Here is a 19,870-nt window from a genome sequence, read left to right as displayed (position 1 = left end):
CGTCGGCTACCCTCGTGGAGCGAGGTAGCGTGTCCGAGCGGCCGAAGGAACATGTCTTGAAAACATGCGAGGGGGCAACCTCTCCGTGGGTTCGAATCCCACCGCTACCGCTCCGGGCCCCGGGCGCGGGGTAGCCGCGCCCGGGTCAGCCCTCCACCTCGGACAGGTGGCCCAGCACCCGGTCGAACGCCGCGGCGATCGTCGCCTGCTCCTCGGGGCTCAGCAGGTCGATGAGGTGCTCGCGCACCCCTTCCACGTGGGTCGGCGCCGCCTTTCCCAGCAGGGCCCTGCCTTCCTCGGCCAGCTCCGTGATGACACCGCGCTTGTCCTCCGGGTCGCGCACGCGCCGGACCATGCCCGCGTCCTCGAGCCGGCCGACCTGGTGGGACAGCCGGCTCTTCGTGGACCCCATCAGCACCGCCAGCTCCGACATCCGCATCCGCTGCTCGGCCTGCATCTCCAGGCAGACGAGCACTTCGTAGTCGGTCAGCGACACGTCGTGCCGGTCGGCCAGCTCGCGGTGCAGCACCTGCCGCAGTTTCAAGGTCGCCACGATGTAGGAGCGCCACGCCGCCATCTCGGCTTCGTTCAACCAACGCACAGGCCGCTCCTCGGTCATAAGGCAGCCTAGAACGCTGATCAAGGGACCGCGCGGTCCGAGTCCGAACTGGATGCCGGTAAAAATGCCGTCGCAACATCGCCCGAAGGTGGGGTTACGAAAAGGTTGAGACTCGGCCGGAAAAGGCGCATTCTGCTTGTCTGCGGATGGTCGGCCAGGGTATGGCGCGGCGACGGTGACGCGCCGGCCCCGGCTCCCCGCCGGGAGAGGTCAGGTGGTTGCGTGGCGGGTGATTCTCGCGGTTGACCGCCCGCTGTGTCCCCGCGACCGGAACGGCTCAAGAACGGGCCGGGCGCGACTTGAGGGTCGTTGTGGTCAGGCCGGTGCACCCCACGCACAGACGCGGGGTTTGTCGGAAGTGATGCGCCGGCCGACGGCACAGCAATCCTCACCGTGAACAGCACCACTCGGGCTTCCATGCGTTCACGCATACGGCGTCGATCGGGCCTGTATCCGGTCACGACCTCGGCAGTCGTGATGACAGCGCCTGAACGCCGGCCCGGTCGCGGCCAACCGCCGACCAAAGACACAACCTCGGTACAGAGCCTGGGTGTGGCCGCCAGCGCGACGGCCGCACCCAGGCTCGTTACCATTTGCCGGTGAGATTCGACGACAACGCCGGCCTGGACGCCTCCGAAGTCCAGGACCTGCGCGGAAGCGGTGGAGGCGGCGGCGGGATCGGCGGCCGCGTTGCGCTCGGCGGTGGCGGGCTCGGCGTCGTCGGGCTGATCATCTACTTCGTGCTCTCCCAGCTCGGCGGGGTGAGCACCGGCGGCAGCGGTCTGAGCGGCGGTCTCGGCAGCGTCGGCTCCGGCCAGCAGGTCGACAACTCGAAGCTGTCCAGCGAGTGCCGGACCGGCGCGGACGCCAACAAGAACCACGATTGCGCGATCGTCGCGATCGTCAACTCCGTCCAGGACTACTGGACGCAGCAGTTCGCGCGCTCCGGCTCGACCTACCGGAAGGCCCCGACGAACTTCTTCAACGGCGGCGTGCGCACCGGCTGCGGCAGCGCGACCTCCGACACCGGGCCGTTCTACTGCCCGGCCGACTCCGAGGTCTACATCGACCTCTCCTTCTTCGACGAGCTGAAGACCCGCTTCGGCGCGCAGGGCGGTCTCTTCACCGAGGCGTACGTGCTCGCCCACGAGTACGGGCACCACGTGCAGAACCTGCTCGGCACGTCGAAGAAGGGCACCGGCACCGGCCCGACGTCGGGTTCGGTGCGCCTGGAGCTGCAGGCCGACTGCTACGCCGGCGTCTGGGCCAACCACGCCTCGACGACGCCGACCGAGAGCGGCAAGCCGCTGATCACCGACGTCACCCAGGACGACGTCGCCTCCGCGCTGGACACCGCGTCCCGCATCGGCGACGACTACATCCAGACCAAGCTCGGCGGCGGTCAGGTCAACAGCTCGCAGTTCACCCACGGCACGTCCGCGCAGCGCAAGAAGTGGTTCACCACCGGCTTCCAGACCGGCGAACCGGCCCGCTGCGACACCTTCGGCACCAGCAACTTGGGCTAGGCCTGGGCACTGTGAGACGACGAAGGGGCCGTCCCAGCCCGGGACGGCCCCCTTCTGTGTTGTCAGGCGGTCAGCGCGTGCGGGTCACCGGCGACGGCGCGGGCGGAGAAGTTCCGCTGAGCGCCGCGGTCGGCGGCCTTCTGCTTGGCCGTCTTGCTCTTGCCCGGCTGCACGCCGTTGACGCTCTCGGTGCTCGTCGCGTAGACGCCGAGGGCCCAGGCGACGCCGTCCGCGTTGCGGTCGAGCGCGACCCGGTCGATGTTGCCCAGGTTGTCGCAGGCCTGGTGGTAGCACGGGTCGAACGCGATGCCGGCCGTGCCGCCCCACTTCGCCGCCTGCGCCGGAGTCTTCAGCACCTCGGCGCCGGTGTCGAGGCCGCCGGCCGGGATGCCGACGGCGATGAACTCGCCGTAGTCCGAACGGCCGGTGAAGTCGGTTCCTTCGAGCGACACGCCTCGCGCGGCCTGCAGGTAGTCGACGAAGGTCTTCTCGATCTGCGCCGAGCCGTACGGGCCGGGGCCCGCGCCGACGGCGTCGGAGTCGTCACCGTCGTAGGCGAAGTACCCGGCGTTCGGCGAGCCGATCATGTCGAAGTTCAGGTACAGCGCGATGTCGAGCTGCTGCTCGAAGGTCAGCTGGTCGACGTAGTAGGTGGAGCCGATCAGGCCGAACTCCTCCGCGCTCCAGAAGCCGAAGCGGACGCCGTTGTTGACCTTCGGGCTGCTCCCCAGCTGCAGCGCCGTCTCGAGCAGGGTCGCCGAGCCGGTGCCGTTGTCGTTGATGCCCGGGCCGGCCGGGACGCTGTCGAGGTGCGACCCCAGCATCACGACGTTGTCCTTGCGCCCGGTCTTGGTCTCGGCGATGACGTTGTAGCTGGTCCGCGCCTCCTGGAAGGCGCGCAGCTCCAGGGTCACCGGCTGCCCGGCGAGGGTGGCCAGCTGCGCCCCGTTCGCCGCGGTCACGCCCCCCGTCGGGATCTTCGCGGCGGCCGGGTCCCCCAGGGTCCCGTTCAGGTCGCCGTCGGTGTTGTTGTAGACGATGGCGCCGATCGCGCCGGCCGCCGCGGCGGTCTCCTGCTTCTGCGCGAACGAGCAGCCGCCGCGCTTGATCAGCGCGATCTTGCCGGCGACGTCGGCGGTGTAGTCGGTGGCCTCGCAGCCGCTGGTGTCGTCGACCGGGATCACCGCGAGCGGCGCGGTGATGCCGCCGACCGGCGTCGAGACGGTGTACTCCATCGCGATGACCGGGACGTTCCGGCCGCCCGCGGTCAGCTTTTCGGCCAGGGTCTCCGAGTAGGTGAACGGGAACTCCTGGCGGGTCACCTGGAAGCCGGCCGCCTCGAGCTTGGTCGCGATGTACTCGGCGGACTTCTTGTGGCCGTCGGTGCTCGCCGCCCGCGTGCCGCCGTTGGTGTCGGCGATGCGCTGCAGGGCGATGAGGTGCCGGTTGACGCCGTTGACGTCGACCTTCTTGACAATCTGCTTGGCGAGAGCGGGACCGTCGGGGACCGTGTTCGCGGCGGCGGCCGGGGTCAGGCCGAGCACCAGCGTCGCGCCGGCGGCCAGGGCCATCGGCGGGAGGAATCTCTTTCTGAAGAGTGACATGGTTGCTCACCTTTGTTCCGAATGAGTAGTACGTCAATGCGTCATTCGGCGGGAACTTCGTTAGCCGGTATACAGTCGACACATGTACGCGATCACCATCCGTGAACCAGGTGACCCGGACGTTCTCGAGTGGGCGGAGGTCGCGGATCCGCGACCCGGCCCCGGCGAGGTGCTGCTGGACGTCGCGGCGAGCGCGGTGAACCGGGCGGACCTCCTGCAGCGTCAAGGCCACTACCCGCCGCCGCCCGGCGCCAGCGAGACGATCGGCCTGGAGTGCTCGGGCACGATCGCCGAACTCGGCGAAGGCGTCGAGGGCTGGACCATCGGCGACGAGGTCTGCGCGCTGCTCTCCGGCGGCGGCTACGCGGAGAAGGCCGTCGTCCCGGCCGGGCAGCTGCTGCCGGTACCGGGCGAGATCGACCTGATCACGGCGGCCGCGCTGCCCGAGGTGGCCTGCACGGTGTGGGCGAACGTCGTGATGCACGCGAAGCTCGCCGAAGGCGAAGTGCTGCTCGTCCACGGCGGCGCCGGCGGCATCGGCACGCACGCCATCCAGGTCGGCAAGGCCCTGGGCGCGACCGTCGCGGTGACCGCCGGGTCGGCGGACCGGCTCGACCGCTGTCGCCAGCTCGGTGCCGACCTCGCGATCAACTACAAGGACGAAGACTTCGTCGAGGTGCTCAAGAAGGAGACGGGCGGCGCGAACGTCATCCTCGACAACATGGGCGCGTCCTACCTCGGCCGCAATGTGGACGCGCTGCAGCAGGACGGCCGGCTGGTGATCATCGGCATGCAGGGCGGCGTCAAGGGCGAGGTGAACGTCGGCGCGCTGCTCGGCAAGCGGGCTTCGGTGTTCGCGGCGGGCCTGCGGTTCCGGCCGCTGGACCAGAAGGCGGCGATCGTCGCCGACGTCCGGGAAGGCCTGTGGCCGCTGGTTTCCGACGGTCTCGTCAAGCCGATCGTCGGCCAGGTCGTGCCGATGGCCGAAGCCGCGTCCGCGCACCGGGCCCTGGAAGAGGGCAGCGTGTTCGGGAAGATCCTGCTGGCCGCGAAGTCCTAGCGGAGTTCTTCGAGAACCCGCACGAGCTGGTTGATCTCGAAGACGTTGGAGTAGTGGGCGAGCCCGATCCGCACGGCGCCGCCCACTTCTCCGACGCCGAGTGACGCGAAGACGCCGGCCGCACCGTCGTCGGCGAAGGCGCACAGCCCCTGCGAAGCCAGATACTCGGCGACCTCGGGCGATTTCTTGCCGGCGACCGCGAAGGCGAGCGCGGGGATGCGGCGCATGGCGTTGCCGATGACCATGATGTGCCGCAACGACAACAGTTCCGTCGACAGCTGGGCGAGCAAGCCGGCGTGGTAGGACTTCGCCGAGCCCAGCGAGGTGACCAGCCGCTCGCGGCGCGATCCGGACGCGGCGTCGTCGAGGCCCGCGAGGTAGTCGATGGACGCGATCAGCCCGGCCAGCAGCGGGTAGGCGTGCGGGCCGAGCTCGAGACGGGCGGCGCCGCGCGCCATCGGGTCGAGCGAGACCGACGCGATCCGCTCGATCAGCTCGGGGTCGCGGAAGACGAGCGCTCCCACCGAAGGGCCGCCCCAGGCCTGGGCGGAGACGACCATGACGTCGGCGCCGAGGGCGTTGATGTCCAGCGGCAGGAACGGCGCGGCGTAGGTGGCGTCGACGACGACCAGCGCGCCGACCCGCTTGGCGAACTCGATGATCGTCGGGACGTCCGGCCGGGTGCCGACGGAGCCGGACGCGAGTGTGACCGCGACGGCCTTCGTGCGCGCCGACACGAGCTGCTCGTACTGCCACGCGGGCAGTTCGCAGGTCTCGATGTCGATCTCGCCCCACCGCACGACGGCCCCGACGCGCTTCGCGGCGCGCTGCCACGGCGCGAGGTTGGCCTGTTCGTCGAGCCTCGACACGACGACCTCGTCGCCGATCGTCCAGCGCTCGGCGAGCGCGTCGCAGAGGCGGCGCAGCATCACCGGCGAGCTCGGCCCGAGCACGACGGCGGCCGGGTCGGCCCCGACCAGGTCGGCCACGGCCCGGCGGGCCGCGGTCACGATGCTTTCCGCGCGCTGTGAGGCCGGAAACGCTCCACCCGGCCCGGACACCGGGGCGCGCATCGCCGTCGAAACGGCCGAGGCGACCTGTTCCGGGACCAGCATTCCGGCGGCGCCGTCGAAGTGAATCCAGCCGTCACCCAGCGCGGGAAAGAGCCCACGGATACGAGCGACGTCGAACGCCATGGGGACACCGTACGGACGTGCGGTTTCGCCGTGCGTCCGGGGTTGGGTGGAGAGCCACCGGGAACCCCGATAGCCGCTACGCTCGGAGACGGACACCCCGCGGGTGTCGCGGAGCGTGGCGAACGCGAGCCAGGATGGAGCACATGACCGAGCCGAACTTCACAGCCGGTGACCCCGACCAGGAATCTTCACCCCACGTGGTGGTAGTCGGGCAGGACGGCTCGCCGCTTGACGGCGCGGAGCACGCCGAGGCGGTGGGCGAGCTCATCGAAGAGCCCGCGAAGGTGATGCGGATCGGCACGATGATCAAGCAGCTCCTCGAAGAAGTCCGCGCGGCCCCGCTGGACGACGCGTCCCGCACCAGGGTCCGCGAGATCCACCAGACGTCGGTGAAGGAGCTGGCCGCTTCGCTGGCGCCGGAGCTGCAGGAGGAGCTGGAGCGGCTGGTCCGCCCGTTCACGGACGACTCGACGCCTTCGGACGCGGAGCTGCGGATCGCGCAGGCTCAGCTGGTGGGGTGGCTGGAGGGGCTGTTCAGCGGGATCCAGACGGCTTTGTTCGCGCAGCAGATGGCGGCGCGGGTGCAGCTCGAGCAGATGCGTCGCGGGTTGCCGGCCGGGCCTTCGGCCGCCGGTGGGGGCCATGAGCCGCACGGGCCCGGGGGCCAGTACCTCTGACGGTGGTCCCGGGGTTGTCCACAGACCGGCGGGGATGTGGACAACCCCTGTGGACAACTACCGGCCGCTGAAGAACTCCCGGATGTCGCCGATCAGCGCGTCCGGTTCCTCCAGCGCCGGGAAGTGGCCGCCGCGCGGGAACTCCGTCCAGTGGACGATCTTGTCCGTGCGCTCCGCCAGTGTCCGGATCGGCAGGCCGATGTCGTCCGGGAAGACCGCCACCCCCGTCGGGACCGTGTTCGAAGCCGGCGGTGCTCCCCAGCCGCCCGTCAACGCCGCGTACAGGCGGGCCGATGAGTTGGCCGTTTCCGTGAACCAGTAGATCGACACGTCCGCCAACAGGTCGTCGCGGTCGATCAGGTCGGCCGTGGTGTTCGAGAACGACCGGAACTTCTCCGCGATCCAGGCCAGCTGTCCGGCCGGCGAGTCGTGCAGGCCGTACGCAAGCGTTTGCGGCTTGGTCGCCTGAATGATCGCGTAGCCCGTTCCCGACGCCGAGAACGCCTGGCCTTTCTCCAGCGAACGCCGGCCGAGCTCCTGGTCCGGCAACTCCGAGAGGTCCGCCTCTGTCCGCGCCACCGCCGACGCCAGCATCGTCACGTGGATCCCCAGCACCCGCGCCGGAAACCGGACCGCCAGCTCGCGGGAGATGATCGCGCCCCAGTCGCCGCCGTGAGCTCCGAACTTCTCGTAGCCCAGGCGGCTCATCAGCGTGGCGAACGCCCGCGCGATCCGGTCCGGGCCCCAGTCCGGCGTCGGCGTCGGGCCCGAAAAGCCGTAGCCCGGGATCGACGGCACCACCACGGTCAAGGCCGAAGAAGGGTCGCCGCCGTACGCGCGCGGGTCCGTCAGCGGGCCGATCACGTCCAGGAACTCGACGATCGAGCCCGGCCAGCCGTGCGTCAGCAGCACCGGCGTCGCGGACGGCTCCGGGGAGACCACGTGCAGGAAGTGCACCTTCGTGCCGTCGATCTCGGTCGTGAACTGCGGAAACGCGTTGAGCCGCTCCTCCTGCGCCCGCCAGTCGAAGCCCGTCCGCCAGTACTCGGCCAGCTCACGCACGTAGTCGACCGGCGCCCCGAGCCGCCAGCCGGCGTCCGCGGGCTGGTCGGGCCAGCGCGTGTTCGCCAGGCGCGCGCGGAGGTCGTCGAGGGCGGCCTGGGGGACGTCGATGCGGAACGGCGTGATCTCTGAGGTCATGCCTCGACGATAGGAAGCCTCGCGGACAGATCCGGTCCTCGGTTCCACCTGATCCAGCACGCGATCGACGCCGAGGCCGTCCACTGTGGACGAAGCCGCCGCCGACAACCGGCGTCGGAGAGCCACGTCGGACAACAGCGAACGCAAGACCGCCGTCACCGACGGCAGCCGCTCCGCCAAGGACTCCGCGGGGCCGAGCCCGGCCGCCAAGCCCAGCTCCAACGCGGCCCGGTAGCCCGGTTCCTGGTTGTCCACCAGCCGCACCGCCGCCGTCGGGACGCCGAGGCAGCACAGCTCCACGAACGTCACCCCGGCCGCGCTCACCGCGACGTCGGTCGTCGCGAACAGCTCCAGCAGCGCGGGGCTCGGCGCCGCGACCCGGATCGACTGGTCCGGCCGCAACGCCGGCAAAGAAGGCTTACCTCGCACCAGCACGTCCGCCGCGAACGGCAGTTCCGTGTCGCGAAGCGCGCGAAGCAGCAACCCGACCGCCGGCGCCCACTGGTCGCCGCCGCCGAGAGCCACCGTGACGTGCGGCGGCGGTCCGGAAAGCACCCGGCGCGTAGACCGCACGACGTCCCGAAGCGGCGCGTACGCGATCCCCCGCAGCAGGACGTCCGAGCCGTCGTCCGGACGCGGGCCCGGCGCGAAGCCCGAGTCCACGACGATGTCCGCGGGCCGGCGCCCGAACACGTCGTCCTCGATCGAGACGAGCAGCGCGCCCGCCGCGTTGACCTCAGGACGCAGGTCACCGAGGCCGTAGTGGTCGACGAGCACCGCGTCGAACCCGGAGACGTCCCAAGAACCGAGCCGCGTGACGCCCAGCTCGTCGAACCGCGAAGCGAGCCATTCCGCGTTGTCGACGCGGCCCGAGAACGCCACCTGCCAACCCCGCGCCACCGCCCGCTCGGCGTAGGCGACCGCCCGCGAGACGTGCCCGGCGCCGATCGACGCCGACGCGTCCGCGCGCAGGAGCAGCCTCACGAACCGACCTTCTTCTGCTCGACGTGCGCGTTCAGCGCCACCAGGTCCGGCCGCGACCGCAGCAGGGCGACCACCGCCCGCCAGTCGCCGACGCCGGCACCCAGCTCGGCCACGATCGCGGACAGCAGCTCCCAGTCCTCCGCGGTGTCCAACGTCACGCGCAGGTCGTCGGCCGCCGGGCTCACCACGACTCCGGAGCACGAGTAGCGCGAAGGCTGCGAGTAGATCCCCGAAGTCACGTGCTCGCGATCCGCCCCGGTGGCCGTCGAGACCTGCTCGACCAGCACGGCGGCCCGCACCAGCTCGGCGTCGAAGCCACGCGGCAGCGTCCGGACCAGCGTCGTGCTCACGTAGTCCAGCGACGGCTGGGCCCGCCACAGCGTCGCGAGCTGGCCGATCAGCGCCGGGTCCAGCAGCGGGCAGTCGGCGGTGAGCCTGATCACGGCGTCGGCGGGGTGCTCGCGCAGCGCCACCGCGAACCGGCCCAGCACGTCGTCGAGGGGACCCCGGACCACCGCGGCTCCACAGCGAGCGGCTTCAAAAGCGACGTCGTCGTCCGAAGCGTCCGAAGACGTCGCGACCACCACCTGGTCGACGCCGGGTGCGGCCGCCGCGGCCCGCACCACCCAGCCCAGCACGCTGCGGCCCGCCAACGGGCGCAGCACCTTGCCGGGGAGCCTGGTCGACGACGACCGGGCCTGGATGACGGCGTTGACCACGGGTGCTGCACGCATGGGTGACATGATGGCCGACGGCCACAGTCACCGAAACGCGGAGGTCAACGATGTCCGAGCTGGATGGCTCCAGCATCCTGCTCACCGGCGGGACCGGTTCCTTCGGCAAGGCGTTCATCGCGCACGCCCTCGCCGAACTGAACCCGAGCCGGCTGGTCGTGCTCTCCCGCGACGAGCTGAAGCAGTACGAGGCACGGCAGTTGTTCAACGACGACCCGCGCCTGCGCTGGTTCATCGGCGACATCCGCGACCGGCGCCGGCTCGAGCGCGCCATGCACGGCGTCGACTACGTCGTGCACGCCGCCGCGCTCAAGCAGGTCGACACCGGTGAGTACAACCCGTTCGAGTTCGTCCAGACCAACGTCATGGGCTCGCAGAACGTGATCGAGGCCGCGATCGACACGGGCGTCAAGAAGGTCGTCGCGCTGTCGACCGACAAGGCGTCCAGCCCGATCAACCTCTACGGCGCCACCAAGCTGTGCGCCGACCGGATGTTCATCAGCGGCAACCACTACGCGGCCGCGCACGTGACGCGCTTCTCGGTGGTCCGCTACGGCAACGTGATGGGCTCGCGGGGCAGCGTCATCCCGTTCTTCCGCAAGCTGGCCGAAAAGGGCGAGTCGCTGCCGATCACGCACAAGGACATGACCCGGTTCTGGATCACGCTCCCCCAGGCCGTGCGGTTCGTCGTCGACTCGTTCGACCAGATGCACGGCGGCGAGCTGTACGTGCCGCGGATCCCGAGCATGCGGCTGGTCGACCTGGCCCAGGCGATCGCGCCGGGCAGCGAGATGCACGAGGTCGGCATCCGCCCCGGCGAGAAGCTGCACGAGGAGATGATCGCCCCCGACGACGCGCGCCGGACGGTCCAGCTCAAGGACCGCTACGTCGTGCAGCCGCACCTCGCCGGCTGGGGCTTCCAGCCGCCGGCGGACGGCACGCCGATGCCGGAGGGCTTCGCCTACCGCTCGGACACCAACGACCTCTGGCTGGACGGCGAGGAGCTGCGCGAACTGGTCGGGCAGCATGCCTGATTTTCTTCCGTATGGTCGCCAGTCGATCAGCGAAGAGGACATCCAGGCCGTCGTCGGCGTGCTTCGCGGCGACTGGCTGACCACCGGGCCCGCGGTCCAGCAGTTCGAGAACGACCTCGCGGCGCACACCGGCGGGACCCCGGCGGTGGCCGTCACCTCGGGCACCGCGGCCCTGCACGTCGCCTACGCGGCGGCCGGCCTCAAGGCCGGTGACGAGGTCGTCGCGTCGCCGATGACGTTCGTCGCCACGGCCGCGACGGCCGCACTGCACGGCGCGAAGGTGGTCTTCGCCGACGTCGAAGCGGATACCGGGAACCTTTCGGTCGAGGCGGCGAAAGCCGCGGTGACCGAACGCACGAAGGTCGTCGCCGCCGTCGACTACGCGGGCCACCCGGCCGAGCTGGACGCGCTCGCCAAGACAGCCCACGACGCGGGCGCGCTGCTCCTGGAGGACGCGGCGCACTCCGTCGGCGGCTCCTGGCAGGGCCGCGCGGTGGGCTCGATCGCCGACCTGACGACGTTCTCGTTCTTCCCGACCAAGAACCTCACGACGGCCGAAGGCGGCGCCGTCGTCACGCCGGACGCGAGCCTGCTGGACCGGGCGCGGAAGTTCCGCAACCACGGCCTGGTCCGCGACCGCGCCGAGCAGCGCTACCCGGACGAAGGCGGCTGGCACCAGGAGGTGCACGAGTTCGGCCTGAACTACCGCTTGCCGGACGTCCTCTGCGCGCTCGGCAGCAGCCAGCTCACGCGGCTCGCGGAGTTCAAGAAGCGCCGCGCCGAGATCCACGCCCGCTACAGCGCGGCCCTGGCCGACGTCGACGGCGTGGCGACGCCGCCGAGCCGCCCGGGCGCCGACCCCGTGTGGCACCTCTACCCGCTGCGGGTCCTCGAGGGCCGTCGCAAAGCGCTCTTCGAGCACCTGCGCGGCGTCGGCATCGGCGTCCAGGTCAACTACATCCCGGCCTACTGGCACCCGGTGTTCGAGGACCTCGGCTACCGGCGCGGGCTCTGCCCGAACGCCGAGGCCTATTACGAGCAGGAGCTCTCGCTACCACTGTTCCCGTCGCTGACCGATGACGACGTCGACCGCGTCGTCGACGCCGTCCGCGCGTTCTTCTAGATCAGGTCCCAGGTCAGGGGCGTGCCCTTCGCGGCGTCGACGCGGAAGGTGCGCCCCACCACGGCCGTGATCTCGGCCGGGGCCAGTCCACCCGCGGGCCGGATCGACCGGACGTTCCGCGCGCTCACTTCGTCACCAGCGCGAACGTCTTCGACGACGTAGAGGGACCGGCGCAGCCGCAGGCCTTCCTTCTCGCTCTCGCGCGGGCCCAGCACCGCCTGACCGAGCGCTTCCCACGCCCGGTGCGTCTCGGTGACCAGCGCGGCCAGCTCCGACGGCTCCAGCGAGAACTCGGAGTCGACGCCGCCGTCGGCCCGGGCCAGCGTGACGTGCTTTTCGATGGCCACCGCACCGAGCGCGACGGCGGCGACCGGCGCGCCGATTCCCGGGGTGTGGTCGGAGAGGCCCACCAGCGTCTGCGTCAGGCCGGCCAGCAGCGGCAGGCCGCGCAGGTTGCTCTCGGACGGCGACGCGGGGTAGCTCGCGGTGCAGCCGAGCACGATGAGCTGGTCGTTGCCCGCGGCCCGGGCGGTGCGCACCGCGGCGTCGATCTCGGCGACGTTCGCCATGCCGGTGGAGATGACCAGCGGCTTGCCGGTCCGGGCGCACAGCTCGACCAGCGGCAGGTCGACGATCTCGGACGACGCGATCTTGTACGCCGGCGCGTCCAGCGACTCCAGCAGCTCGACCGCCGTCGGGTCGAAGGGACTCGAAAAGATCTCCAGGCCGTGCGAACGGGCGCGCTCGAAGAGCGGTTCGTGCCACTCCCAGGGCGTGTGGGCCTTTTCGTACAGTTTGTAGAGGTTTTCGCCACCCCAGAGGGAATGCGAGTCACCGATCCGGAACGCCGGGGTGTCGACGTCGATGGTGATCGTGTCGGGGCGGTAGGTCTGCAGCTTGACCGCCTGCGCGCCGGTCTCCGCGATGGCGTCGATGATGGCCAGCGCCCGGTCGAGGTCGCCGTTGTGGTTGCCGGACATCTCGGCGATGACGAACGGCGCGTGGCCCGGACCGATCTGGTGCGCGCCGAACCGGATGTCGTGCATGGTGCCTCCCCGGGGTGGACTGCGGGTCAGCTCAGAGTCTTGCGCAGCTGCCGGAAGCCGCTGACGGCAGGCGCGGCTTCGGCGTACCCGGCGCGCTCGAACAGCTTCGCCGAAGCGGCGTTGTCCTGGTGGACGGCGGCCAGCACGACCCGGACGCCGAGGCGCTCCCGCGCCGCCCGCTCGCCCTCGGCGAGCACCGCGCCGGACAGGCCGCGTCCGCGCTGCTCCGGCGCGAGGGTGATGCTGACCTCCCAGCCGTCGCCGTCCCGGCGGTCGAACCGGACGGTGCCGGCCGGCGCGTCCTCGTGCTCCACGACGAGCAGCAGCCGGGCCGGATCCGCGAGCACCCCGCGCAGCCACGCGAGGTGCTCCGCCAGGGAGACCACGGCCGTCGAGCGCGACGACTGCCGCGTGCGCGGGTCGTTGCGCCAGCCCAGCAGCAGCCCGGCGTCCGCTTCGGTGGCTTCCCGGGCGCGCAACCTACTGGCTGACGGGCTCTTCGACCCGGTCCTCGAGGCGGCGGAGCCGGTCCTCGTAGCGGGAGATGCCGGCGAGCCGGACGCGGATCTGGGCGTGCTGGCGCTGGATCTCCTCGATCAGCGTGCGAGCCTCGGAGATCTGGGCGCTGTCGGTGCTGGGCACCAGCGACATCGACTCGCGCAGCGTCTCCAGGCGGCCTTCCTGCGCGGCCACGTGCGGGATCAGGCGGTCGAGCTCGGCGCGGGTCCAGCGCAGGTCGCCGCGGGCCTGCTCGAGGTTGTGCTCGGCGTTGTCCAGCCGGCGCCGGTGGTCGGCGGTCGCGTGCTCGAGGTTGTTGACGCGCTCGGCCAGGCCGCGCGTGCGCTCGTCCACGCGGAAGTCGACGACCCGGACGATCCGCTCGAGCAGGCCTCTGCCCAGTTTCTGCACTGCCATGGAGAGTTCCTTACCTGGGTGGGACGCGCGTCTAGCGCAGGAGGGTGGTGTCACCGGTCTTGGTCCAGGAGTCCAGCAGCCGCCCTTCGGCGGCGATCTGGTGCTCCGGCCCGACGATGCAGGAGTCGCCGGCGGCGTGCTCCCACGAGGTCTGGTCCGGGTTGTCGATGAACGAGAACCCGGTGAGGACGAGCTGGGCGGTCGGGAACGACGTCCGCGCGATCCAGGCGGCCAGCGTGCCGGTGGTCGACCACGTCGGCTCGTCGCGGGTCGGCAGGCCCAGCGCGTCCGACAGCGGCAGCACCACCTCACGGTTCGACACCGGGACCGCGCCGAGGTCGGCGGGCCACCAGCCCGGCACGTCCTCCGGCTCCCAGTGCATCCGGCCGGGCTCGACCAGCAGGTAGAGCCGCTTCCGGTAGTCCTGGAAGACGTACGGGGTGGCCCGGATCGCCCGGTTGAACACCACGACGTGCGTCCGGGAGCCGACGACCTCCTCGCCCGGCTTGTCGACGACGAAGCCGTTGACGCGGATCACGAGGTCGCACGCGTCGATCGCCTTCGCCCGCTGGGGGTCGGGCGGGAGCGGCTGGTTTCCGACGACGGCCACCGAACGCGGGTCGGGCCGGTCGGCGTAGGCCGCGAGCAGGTTGACCATCAAGCTCGCCGCGCCGAGAGCAGCAGTCATAAGCCGAGAAAGTACCAGCACACAGGACACGCCCCACCGCGTAGCGGTCCCTAACCTCTACCACACGGGCGGGGTGGCCCGGACGCCGCTCATCCCATCGGTACCCTCGTCCACGTGCATGCCACCAGCACGGTTCAGGCCGCGGACTCGCCCGTGACGACCTCGGCACCGCCGATGTCGGACAGCAAGACGTTCGCGCGCGCCTTCGCCGACATCAAGGCCGGTTTCGGAGCCCGCGAGCTGTGGGGTCACCTCGGCTGGCAGGACATCAAGCAGCGCTACCGCAGGTCGGTGATCGGGCCCTTCTGGATCACGATCAGCCAGGCGGTCATCGCGCTCGGGCTCGGGCTGCTGTACTCACAGCTGTTCCACTCGCCCATCGAGGTGTTCCTGCCCTACCTGTCCACCGGTTTCATCCTCTGGGGCTTCATCAGCGGCTGCCTGGCCGAGGGCATGGAGACGTTCATCGCCAACGAGGGGATGATCAAGCAGCTCCCGGCGCCGCTGAGCGTCTACATGCTGCGCACGGTGTGGCGGCAGACGCTGCTGCTCGCGCACAACATGATCGTCTACGTGGTCATCCTCGTGATCTTCTTCAGCGCGCTGGACAACCCGTATTCGCTGGGCTCCCCGGACGGCCTCTGCCACGGGGACCTGTTCTGCCACCCGGGCCTGAGCTGGAACATCCTGCTGGCCATTCCGGGGTTCTTCCTGCTGGCGCTGAACGCGGGCTGGGTGACGCTGCTGCTGGGCATCATCTCGACCCGGTTCCGCGACATCCCGCAGGTCATCAACTCGCTGATCCAGCTGCTGTTCTACGGGACGCCGATCGTGTGGCCGGTCGACCAGCTGCTCGGTGGCGGGGCCCGCGCGAGCATCTCGTGGGTGCTGCCGATCATCCAGCTGAACCCGCTGTACCACTTCATGCAGGTGGTCCGGGCGCCGCTGCTCGGCCAGTCGTTCACGCTCGGCAACTGGATCGTGGTCGTCTCCATCACCATCGTCGGCTGGGCGCTCGCGCTCGTCGCGATGCGCAACTACCGTGCCCGCGTCTCCTACTGGGTGTGACACAAATGGTCAGCATTGACGTTCAGAACGCCTTCGTCGACTTCCCGATCTTCGACGCGAAGACCCGGTCGATGAAGAAACGCGTCCTCGGCAAGGTCGGCGGCAAGATCGGCACCGACACCAAGGTGCCGATCATCGAGGCCCTCCACGACGTGACCCTCAACCTCCGCGAGGGCGACCGGGTCGGCCTGGTCGGGCACAACGGCGCCGGCAAGTCCACGCTGCTGCGGCTGCTCGCCGGGATCTACGAGCCCACCCGCGGCTCGTCGCGGATCACCGGCAAGATCGCCCCGGTCTTCGACCTCGGCATCGGCATGGACCCGGAGATCTCCGGCGAGGAGAACATCATCATCCGCGGCCTCTTCCTCGGGATGACGGCCAAGGAGATGGAGAAGCGGGTCGACGACATCGCGGAGTTCACCGAGCTCGGCGACTACCTGCAGATGCCGCTGCGGACGTACTCCACCGGCATGCGGGTGCGGCTGGCGCTCGGTGTCGTCACCTCGATCGACCCGGAGATCCTGATTCTCGACGAGGGCATCGGCGCGGTCGACGCGGCGTTCCTCAACAAGGCGCGCGACCGGCTCAAGGATCTCGTGAAGCGCTCGGGCATCCTGGTGTTCGCCAGCCACTCCGACGAGTTCCTCTTCGAGCTGTGCGACTCGGCCCTCTGGATGGACGAAGGTCACCTCAAGCAACAGGGCTCGCTGCGGGACGTTCTCACCGGGTACAAGGGCCGCGACCCGTTCGTGGACATGAGCAAGGACACGCTGCAGCGCCTGGGCATCGAGCCGGTGGCGACGACGAACGGCGGGGAATGATGGCCAGCGAGACCCGGCAGCTGCCCGACGGCGCGGTCGTCGGCGTGGTCGTCACGCGGCACCGGCGCGAGCTGCTGGCGGACTCGCTGAAGATCATCGCGGCCCAGACCCGGCCGGTCGACCACCTGGTCGTGGTGGACAACGGGCCGGACGACTCGGCCCGTGTAGTCGTCGAGAACTACCCGCTGCCGCACACGTACCTGCCTTCGCACCGCAACCTCGGCGGCGCGGGCGGGTTCGCGCTCGGCATGCTGCACGCGCTGTCCCTGGGCGCGGACTGGATCTGGCTGGCCGACGACGACGGCCGGCCGGCCGACGAGAACGTGCTGGCGATCCTGCTGGCCGAGGCGGAGAAGCGGAACCTGGCGGAGATTTCGCCGGTGGTGTCCAACATCGACGCCCCGGAGAAGCTCGCGTTCCCGCTGCGCCGCGGCCTGACGTGGAAGCGTTCGCAGTCCGAGCTGGGTACCGACTTCCTGCCGGGCATCGCGTCCCTGATGAACGGCGCACTGTTCCGCGCGTCCACTTTGGACGTCGTCGGCGTGCCGGACCTGCGCCTGTTCTTCCGCGGCGACGAGGTCGAGCTGCACCGCCGGCTGGTGCGCTCGGGGCTGCCGTTCGGCACTTCGCTGAAGACGAAGTACCTGCACCCGGACGGCTCGGACGAGTTCAAGCCCATGCTGGGCGGCAAGTTCCACGCGCAGGACCCGGAGAACGAGGTCAAGCGGTACTACACGTACCGCAACCGCGGATACCTGTTGTCCCAGCCGGGAATGCGCAAGATCGGCGCGCTGGAGTTCGTCCGGTTCGGACTGTACTTCGTGGGCGTGAAGCGCGACCCGAAGGCGTTCCTGCAGTGGCTGAAGCTGGTGCGGCAGGGCCGGGCGGAGAAGTTCTACCGCTACTGAAACTGCCCTTCGAGCGGCACGGGGACGGCTTCGGTCCGGACGTCGGTGAGCTCGGCGCCCGGCACGCTCCGGCGCCACACCCGATAGTCCACTTCGGACAGCTCGAGGTCGCGCGCGAGCAGGTAGTCCTCGTCGACCAGGTGCAGGTCGGCGGTGTCGCGCGTCCGGCCGAGGAGCTCGAAGGTGCCCCCGCGCCACCGGCACAGGGTCCGCACGAAGGTGAGCTCGTCCAGCTCGACCTGGTCGACGGTCTTCATCCGGAAGCCGTAGGTCTCCCCGAAGTCGGCCGGCGCGACGGCTCCCGGCAAGGGGTGCAGCACGAGCCGGGCCGGCCCGGCGAACTCGGCATCGAAGTCGCCCCCGCGGTACCGGGCGGTGTAGCCGCGCCGCACGAGCGGCGGCAGCGGTACCGGCGGCGGGAAGAACGCGGCTTCGCCGAACGCGTCCTTCTGTTCGGGGATCCAGCCGACCTTCCGGCTGTGGTACTGGCCCAGCCGCTCCTCGGTGTTGTCGGCCCGGTGCACCAGGAGCTCGGCGCCGACGGGGAGTTCGACCAGCCGCAGGACGTACTCGGGCAGCGGGTGGTCGACGCCGGGGAAGTACCCGGTCCCGAGGTACGGCGGCGGGTAAACGCGCGCGACACCCAGCTCGGCGGAGATTTCCCGGTCCGAGGAGCCGTAGGAGGTGCGGAACGGGAAGGTGTGCCCGGCGGTGAAGCGGAGCAGGTAGAGCACGTCGAGCGGGCCCCAGCCGGGGATCTTCGCGAGGCCGTAGTTCCGGACGGCATCGGCGGTGTCCAGCTCGGCGACGTCCTCGACACGCCCGGCGAAACCTTGGACGCGGTGCGGTTCGAAGCGGCCGGGGACGAGCACGTTGCCGAGGTAGAGGCCGACGAGCCCGGGCTTGACCGGCAGCTGGACGACGGTGCCGCCGAGCAGACCGGCGGGAGCGTCAGGACTCATCGGTTTCCCTGCTGTTCTCGCCACGGTCCGAGGCTGTCGGTGCGGACCTCGTGGATGTCGCTGACCATGTGCTTCGGGACCGAAGCCTCGTAGGTGAACCGGTCCATCTGCCGGAACCGCACCTCGGGGTGTTCTTCGGGCTTGGCCCAGGTCGCCGCAAGCCAGTGCCCGTCGCCGGTCCCGACCACGCCGATGGTGTACCCGTCTTCGTCCTCGAAGTAGATCTCGAACTCGTGCCCGAGGAAGGTCCCCCAGGTGCGGACCGTGTACCACTCGTCGAGGTCCGCGATCGGCACCACCTGCTCGGAAACACCTTCGCGGCGCAACGCGACCTTGCCCGGTGGCCGCCCGGAAGCCCGGTAAACCTCGCCTTGATGGACCGCGCAGTCGCGCGGCGAAATCTCAGGCACCGGATCCTCCTCCGCGCACGTCGAACCACCCTCGTCCGTCCAGGTACACCCCGGCCAGGGATTCGGTCCCATCCGCGTGCACGAGCCACATCTCACCACGGCCCTCGTAGCCCTGCCTCGTGTGGATCCACTCGGGCACACCTCCGCCGGTGTATCCGGTGCCAAGGAACGGTGGCTGCCATTCGCGAGGCCCGGGTTGCCCGGACAGCCCCTGCATTTCGTGTGCGGTCACCGGATCCGTGCCGCCGTAGCTGATCTCCATGGCACGAGGGTTGTCCGAGGCCGGGAACCGCAGCTGGTACGCCTCGCCGGCGCCCGCCTTGATGGGGGTCCACCCCGCGCCGTTGTCGTCGAGGGCGAGCTTGTCCCGGAACTCCTGGGGCGTCCCGTACTGCGAGGTGTCGCTGCCGCGGGCGACCGAACCACCGACCTGCCGCGGGTCGAAGTCCCTCGTGGGCGTCGGGTTCAGCAACGTGCTTTCGCCGATCTCCGGCTTGACCACCTTCGTCATGATCTCGCCCGGGTCGGCCCTCAGCTCGTTGCGGACCGCCACGATCTCCGCGCGCTGGGCCGGGGTCAGGTCCGCCGTCGGCTTGAGGGTCATCGCCAGGTGCTGGTCCGGGTCGTGGCCCAACCGGCTCGCCGCGGCGCGGATCTGGTCGTCCGTCGACGTCGGGCGCGTCTGCATCGACTCGCGTGTGTACTGACCTCGCAGCTCGTCGTCCGACGCGTGGTGGCCCTGGTCGTTGCGCATGCCGCCCGGTGGCGGGTCCGGCGGGTCCGAAGCCGGGGGCGGCGGGGGTTTCGGGGGCGGGTTACCGCCGCCACCGGCCGCGGCCGTCTTGGGGGCATCGACCGGCTTGCCCGCGGCCGCGATCGCGGCCGCGCTGTTCGCCTCGGTCGTCTGGTAATGCTCTTTGACGGCCTTCGTCCGCGTCCCCGCGTCGTCGACCGCCTGGCCCGCGCGAGCGACGTGCTCCTTGGCCGCCGACACCGTGCCGTTGAGCGTGCCGGTCATCCCCGACCCGACGATCCCCATCGACTTCGCGCCGAAGTTCGCTCCCGCCACCGTCTGGCCGACCGCGTGGACCTTGTCCTTCGTCCGGCCGAGGTGGCCCTCCATGGTGCCGAGCGAGTCCGTGTGCAGCGCGTACCCGCCGCCGCTCCCGCCACCCGTCGAGTGCGGTTCGCGCACCGGGTGCGGCTCGGTCGGGTGCGGCGTTTCGTGGTGGGACGTGCTCGGGTGGTGGGGCGCGCTGGTGTGGTGCGGCGTGCTCGTGTGGTGGGTGGCCATC

At 70.4% G+C, this 19,870-nt stretch carries 20 protein-coding genes and 1 tRNA gene; 9 read left to right on the top strand and 12 right to left on the bottom strand.

What is annotated here, in order from left to right; genetic code table 11:
* The first annotated feature begins 23 nt into the window (after positions 1-23).
* Positions 24-110 (top strand) — tRNA-Ser (locus AB0N03_RS37185).
* A 35-nt stretch (positions 111-145) separates the two neighbouring features.
* Here the strand turns inward: AB0N03_RS37185 and AB0N03_RS37180 are convergent.
* Entirely contained in the window at positions 146-619 is a 474-nt protein-coding gene (locus tag AB0N03_RS37180; protein ID WP_364382121.1) for a MarR family transcriptional regulator, read from the bottom strand.
* 599 nt (positions 620-1,218) lie between these two features.
* On the opposite strand from AB0N03_RS37180, the gene AB0N03_RS37175 reads away from it, so the two are divergent.
* Positions 1,219-2,145 carry a neutral zinc metallopeptidase gene (locus tag AB0N03_RS37175; RefSeq protein WP_364382119.1) on the top strand — a complete coding sequence of 309 codons (927 nt, stop codon included), beginning with the start codon at positions 1,219-1,221 and terminating at the stop codon, positions 2,143-2,145.
* A gap of 62 nt (positions 2,146-2,207) precedes the next feature.
* Here the strand turns inward: AB0N03_RS37175 and AB0N03_RS37170 are convergent, their stop codons facing one another.
* Positions 2,208-3,749, bottom strand: a complete 1,542-nt coding sequence (locus AB0N03_RS37170; RefSeq protein ID WP_364382116.1) for a M28 family metallopeptidase — start codon at positions 3,747-3,749, stop codon at positions 2,208-2,210.
* Between the two features lie 82 nt (positions 3,750-3,831).
* Here AB0N03_RS37170 and AB0N03_RS37165 point away from each other — a divergent pair, with 82 nt between their 5' ends.
* Complete coding sequence (locus tag AB0N03_RS37165) at positions 3,832-4,809, top strand: NAD(P)H-quinone oxidoreductase (RefSeq protein ID WP_364382113.1); 978 nt, start codon at positions 3,832-3,834, stop codon at positions 4,807-4,809.
* Here the strand turns inward: AB0N03_RS37165 and AB0N03_RS37160 are convergent.
* Entirely contained in the window at positions 4,806-6,005 is a 1,200-nt protein-coding gene (locus tag AB0N03_RS37160) for a cysteine desulfurase-like protein (RefSeq protein WP_364382110.1), read from the bottom strand. The two genes, AB0N03_RS37165 and AB0N03_RS37160, sit on opposite strands and share 4 nt — an antisense overlap.
* Positions 6,006-6,139: 134 nt before the next feature.
* On the opposite strand from AB0N03_RS37160, the gene AB0N03_RS37155 reads away from it, so the two are divergent.
* The gene (locus AB0N03_RS37155; protein ID WP_364382107.1) at positions 6,140-6,682 is read left to right on the top strand and encodes a bacterial proteasome activator family protein; all 543 of its coding nucleotides are present in this window, start codon (positions 6,140-6,142) and stop codon (positions 6,680-6,682) included.
* Positions 6,683-6,739: 57 nt separating this feature from the next.
* Here the strand turns inward: AB0N03_RS37155 and AB0N03_RS37150 are convergent, their stop codons facing one another.
* Both AB0N03_RS37150 and AB0N03_RS37145 read right to left on the bottom strand, forming a co-directional pair.
* Entirely contained in the window at positions 6,740-7,882 is a 1,143-nt protein-coding gene (locus AB0N03_RS37150; protein WP_364382171.1) for an epoxide hydrolase family protein, read from the bottom strand.
* A 980-nt stretch (positions 7,883-8,862) separates the two neighbouring features.
* Positions 8,863-9,609, bottom strand: coding sequence for a glycosyltransferase family protein (locus AB0N03_RS37145; RefSeq protein ID WP_364382104.1), 747 nt, complete (start codon positions 9,607-9,609; stop codon positions 8,863-8,865).
* Between the two features lie 41 nt (positions 9,610-9,650).
* Between AB0N03_RS37145 and pseB the strand changes: the two genes are divergently transcribed.
* Both pseB and AB0N03_RS37135 read left to right on the top strand, forming a co-directional pair.
* Positions 9,651-10,634 (top strand): UDP-N-acetylglucosamine 4,6-dehydratase (inverting), encoded by a 984-nt coding sequence (gene pseB, locus AB0N03_RS37140; RefSeq protein WP_364382101.1) that lies wholly within the window; start codon positions 9,651-9,653, stop codon positions 10,632-10,634.
* Complete coding sequence (locus AB0N03_RS37135) at positions 10,627-11,757, top strand: aminotransferase class I/II-fold pyridoxal phosphate-dependent enzyme (protein WP_364382098.1); 1,131 nt, start codon at positions 10,627-10,629, stop codon at positions 11,755-11,757. Before pseB ends, AB0N03_RS37135 begins: the two co-directional genes overlap by 8 nt.
* Here AB0N03_RS37135 and pseI read toward each other — a convergent pair.
* The 4 genes from pseI to AB0N03_RS37115 are packed head-to-tail and all read right to left on the bottom strand — an operon-like array spanning position 11,754 to position 14,376.
* Positions 11,754-12,803, bottom strand: a complete 1,050-nt coding sequence (gene pseI, locus AB0N03_RS37130) for a pseudaminic acid synthase (RefSeq protein ID WP_364382095.1) — start codon at positions 12,801-12,803, stop codon at positions 11,754-11,756. The two genes, AB0N03_RS37135 and pseI, sit on opposite strands and share 4 nt — an antisense overlap.
* Positions 12,804-12,829: 26 nt before the next feature.
* Positions 12,830-13,282: a GNAT family N-acetyltransferase gene (locus AB0N03_RS37125; RefSeq protein WP_364382093.1), complete on the bottom strand. Its 453-nt coding sequence runs from the start codon at positions 13,280-13,282 to the stop codon at positions 12,830-12,832.
* A 1-nt stretch (position 13,283) separates the two neighbouring features.
* Positions 13,284-13,718: a hypothetical protein gene (locus tag AB0N03_RS37120; RefSeq protein ID WP_364382090.1), complete on the bottom strand. Its 435-nt coding sequence runs from the start codon at positions 13,716-13,718 to the stop codon at positions 13,284-13,286.
* Positions 13,719-13,749: 31 nt separating this feature from the next.
* On the bottom strand, positions 13,750-14,376 hold the full coding sequence (locus AB0N03_RS37115) for a glycosyltransferase family 29 protein (RefSeq protein WP_364382168.1): 627 nt from the start codon (positions 14,374-14,376) through the stop codon (positions 13,750-13,752).
* A gap of 144 nt (positions 14,377-14,520) precedes the next feature.
* Between AB0N03_RS37115 and AB0N03_RS37110 the strand changes: the two genes are divergently transcribed.
* The 3 genes from AB0N03_RS37110 to AB0N03_RS37100 are packed head-to-tail and all read left to right on the top strand — an operon-like array spanning position 14,521 to position 17,203.
* Entirely contained in the window at positions 14,521-15,474 is a 954-nt protein-coding gene (locus tag AB0N03_RS37110) for an ABC transporter permease (protein WP_364382087.1), read from the top strand.
* A 5-nt stretch (positions 15,475-15,479) separates the two neighbouring features.
* Positions 15,480-16,295 (top strand): ABC transporter ATP-binding protein, encoded by an 816-nt coding sequence (locus AB0N03_RS37105; RefSeq protein ID WP_364382085.1) that lies wholly within the window; start codon positions 15,480-15,482, stop codon positions 16,293-16,295.
* Positions 16,295-17,203, top strand: coding sequence for a glycosyltransferase family 2 protein (locus AB0N03_RS37100; RefSeq protein WP_364382082.1), 909 nt, complete (start codon positions 16,295-16,297; stop codon positions 17,201-17,203). Before AB0N03_RS37105 ends, AB0N03_RS37100 begins: the two co-directional genes overlap by 1 nt.
* On the opposite strand, the gene AB0N03_RS37095 is transcribed toward AB0N03_RS37100, so the two are convergent.
* From AB0N03_RS37095 to AB0N03_RS37085, 3 genes are read right to left on the bottom strand one after another with little or no spacing between them, the layout of a single operon-like run.
* A complete protein-coding gene (locus AB0N03_RS37095; RefSeq protein ID WP_364382079.1) occupies positions 17,197-18,165 on the bottom strand; it encodes a hypothetical protein in 969 nt (322 codons plus the stop codon). The two genes, AB0N03_RS37100 and AB0N03_RS37095, sit on opposite strands and share 7 nt — an antisense overlap.
* Positions 18,162-18,575: a hypothetical protein gene (locus tag AB0N03_RS37090; protein ID WP_364382076.1), complete on the bottom strand. Its 414-nt coding sequence runs from the start codon at positions 18,573-18,575 to the stop codon at positions 18,162-18,164. The genes AB0N03_RS37095 and AB0N03_RS37090 overlap by 4 nt, the downstream gene beginning before the upstream one ends.
* The gene (locus AB0N03_RS37085; RefSeq protein ID WP_364382073.1) at positions 18,568-19,869 is read right to left on the bottom strand and encodes a hypothetical protein; all 1,302 of its coding nucleotides are present in this window, start codon (positions 19,867-19,869) and stop codon (positions 18,568-18,570) included. The genes AB0N03_RS37090 and AB0N03_RS37085 overlap by 8 nt, the downstream gene beginning before the upstream one ends.
* Position 19,870 lies beyond the last annotated feature (1 nt).

Origin of the sequence: Amycolatopsis sp. NPDC051061, assembly GCF_040682935.1 — a bacterium.
In the GTDB taxonomy this organism is placed as follows: domain Bacteria; phylum Actinomycetota; class Actinomycetes; order Mycobacteriales; family Pseudonocardiaceae; genus Amycolatopsis.
Note: the sequence above shows the minus strand (reverse complement) of the source record. Positions and strands in the feature narration are given on the sequence as shown.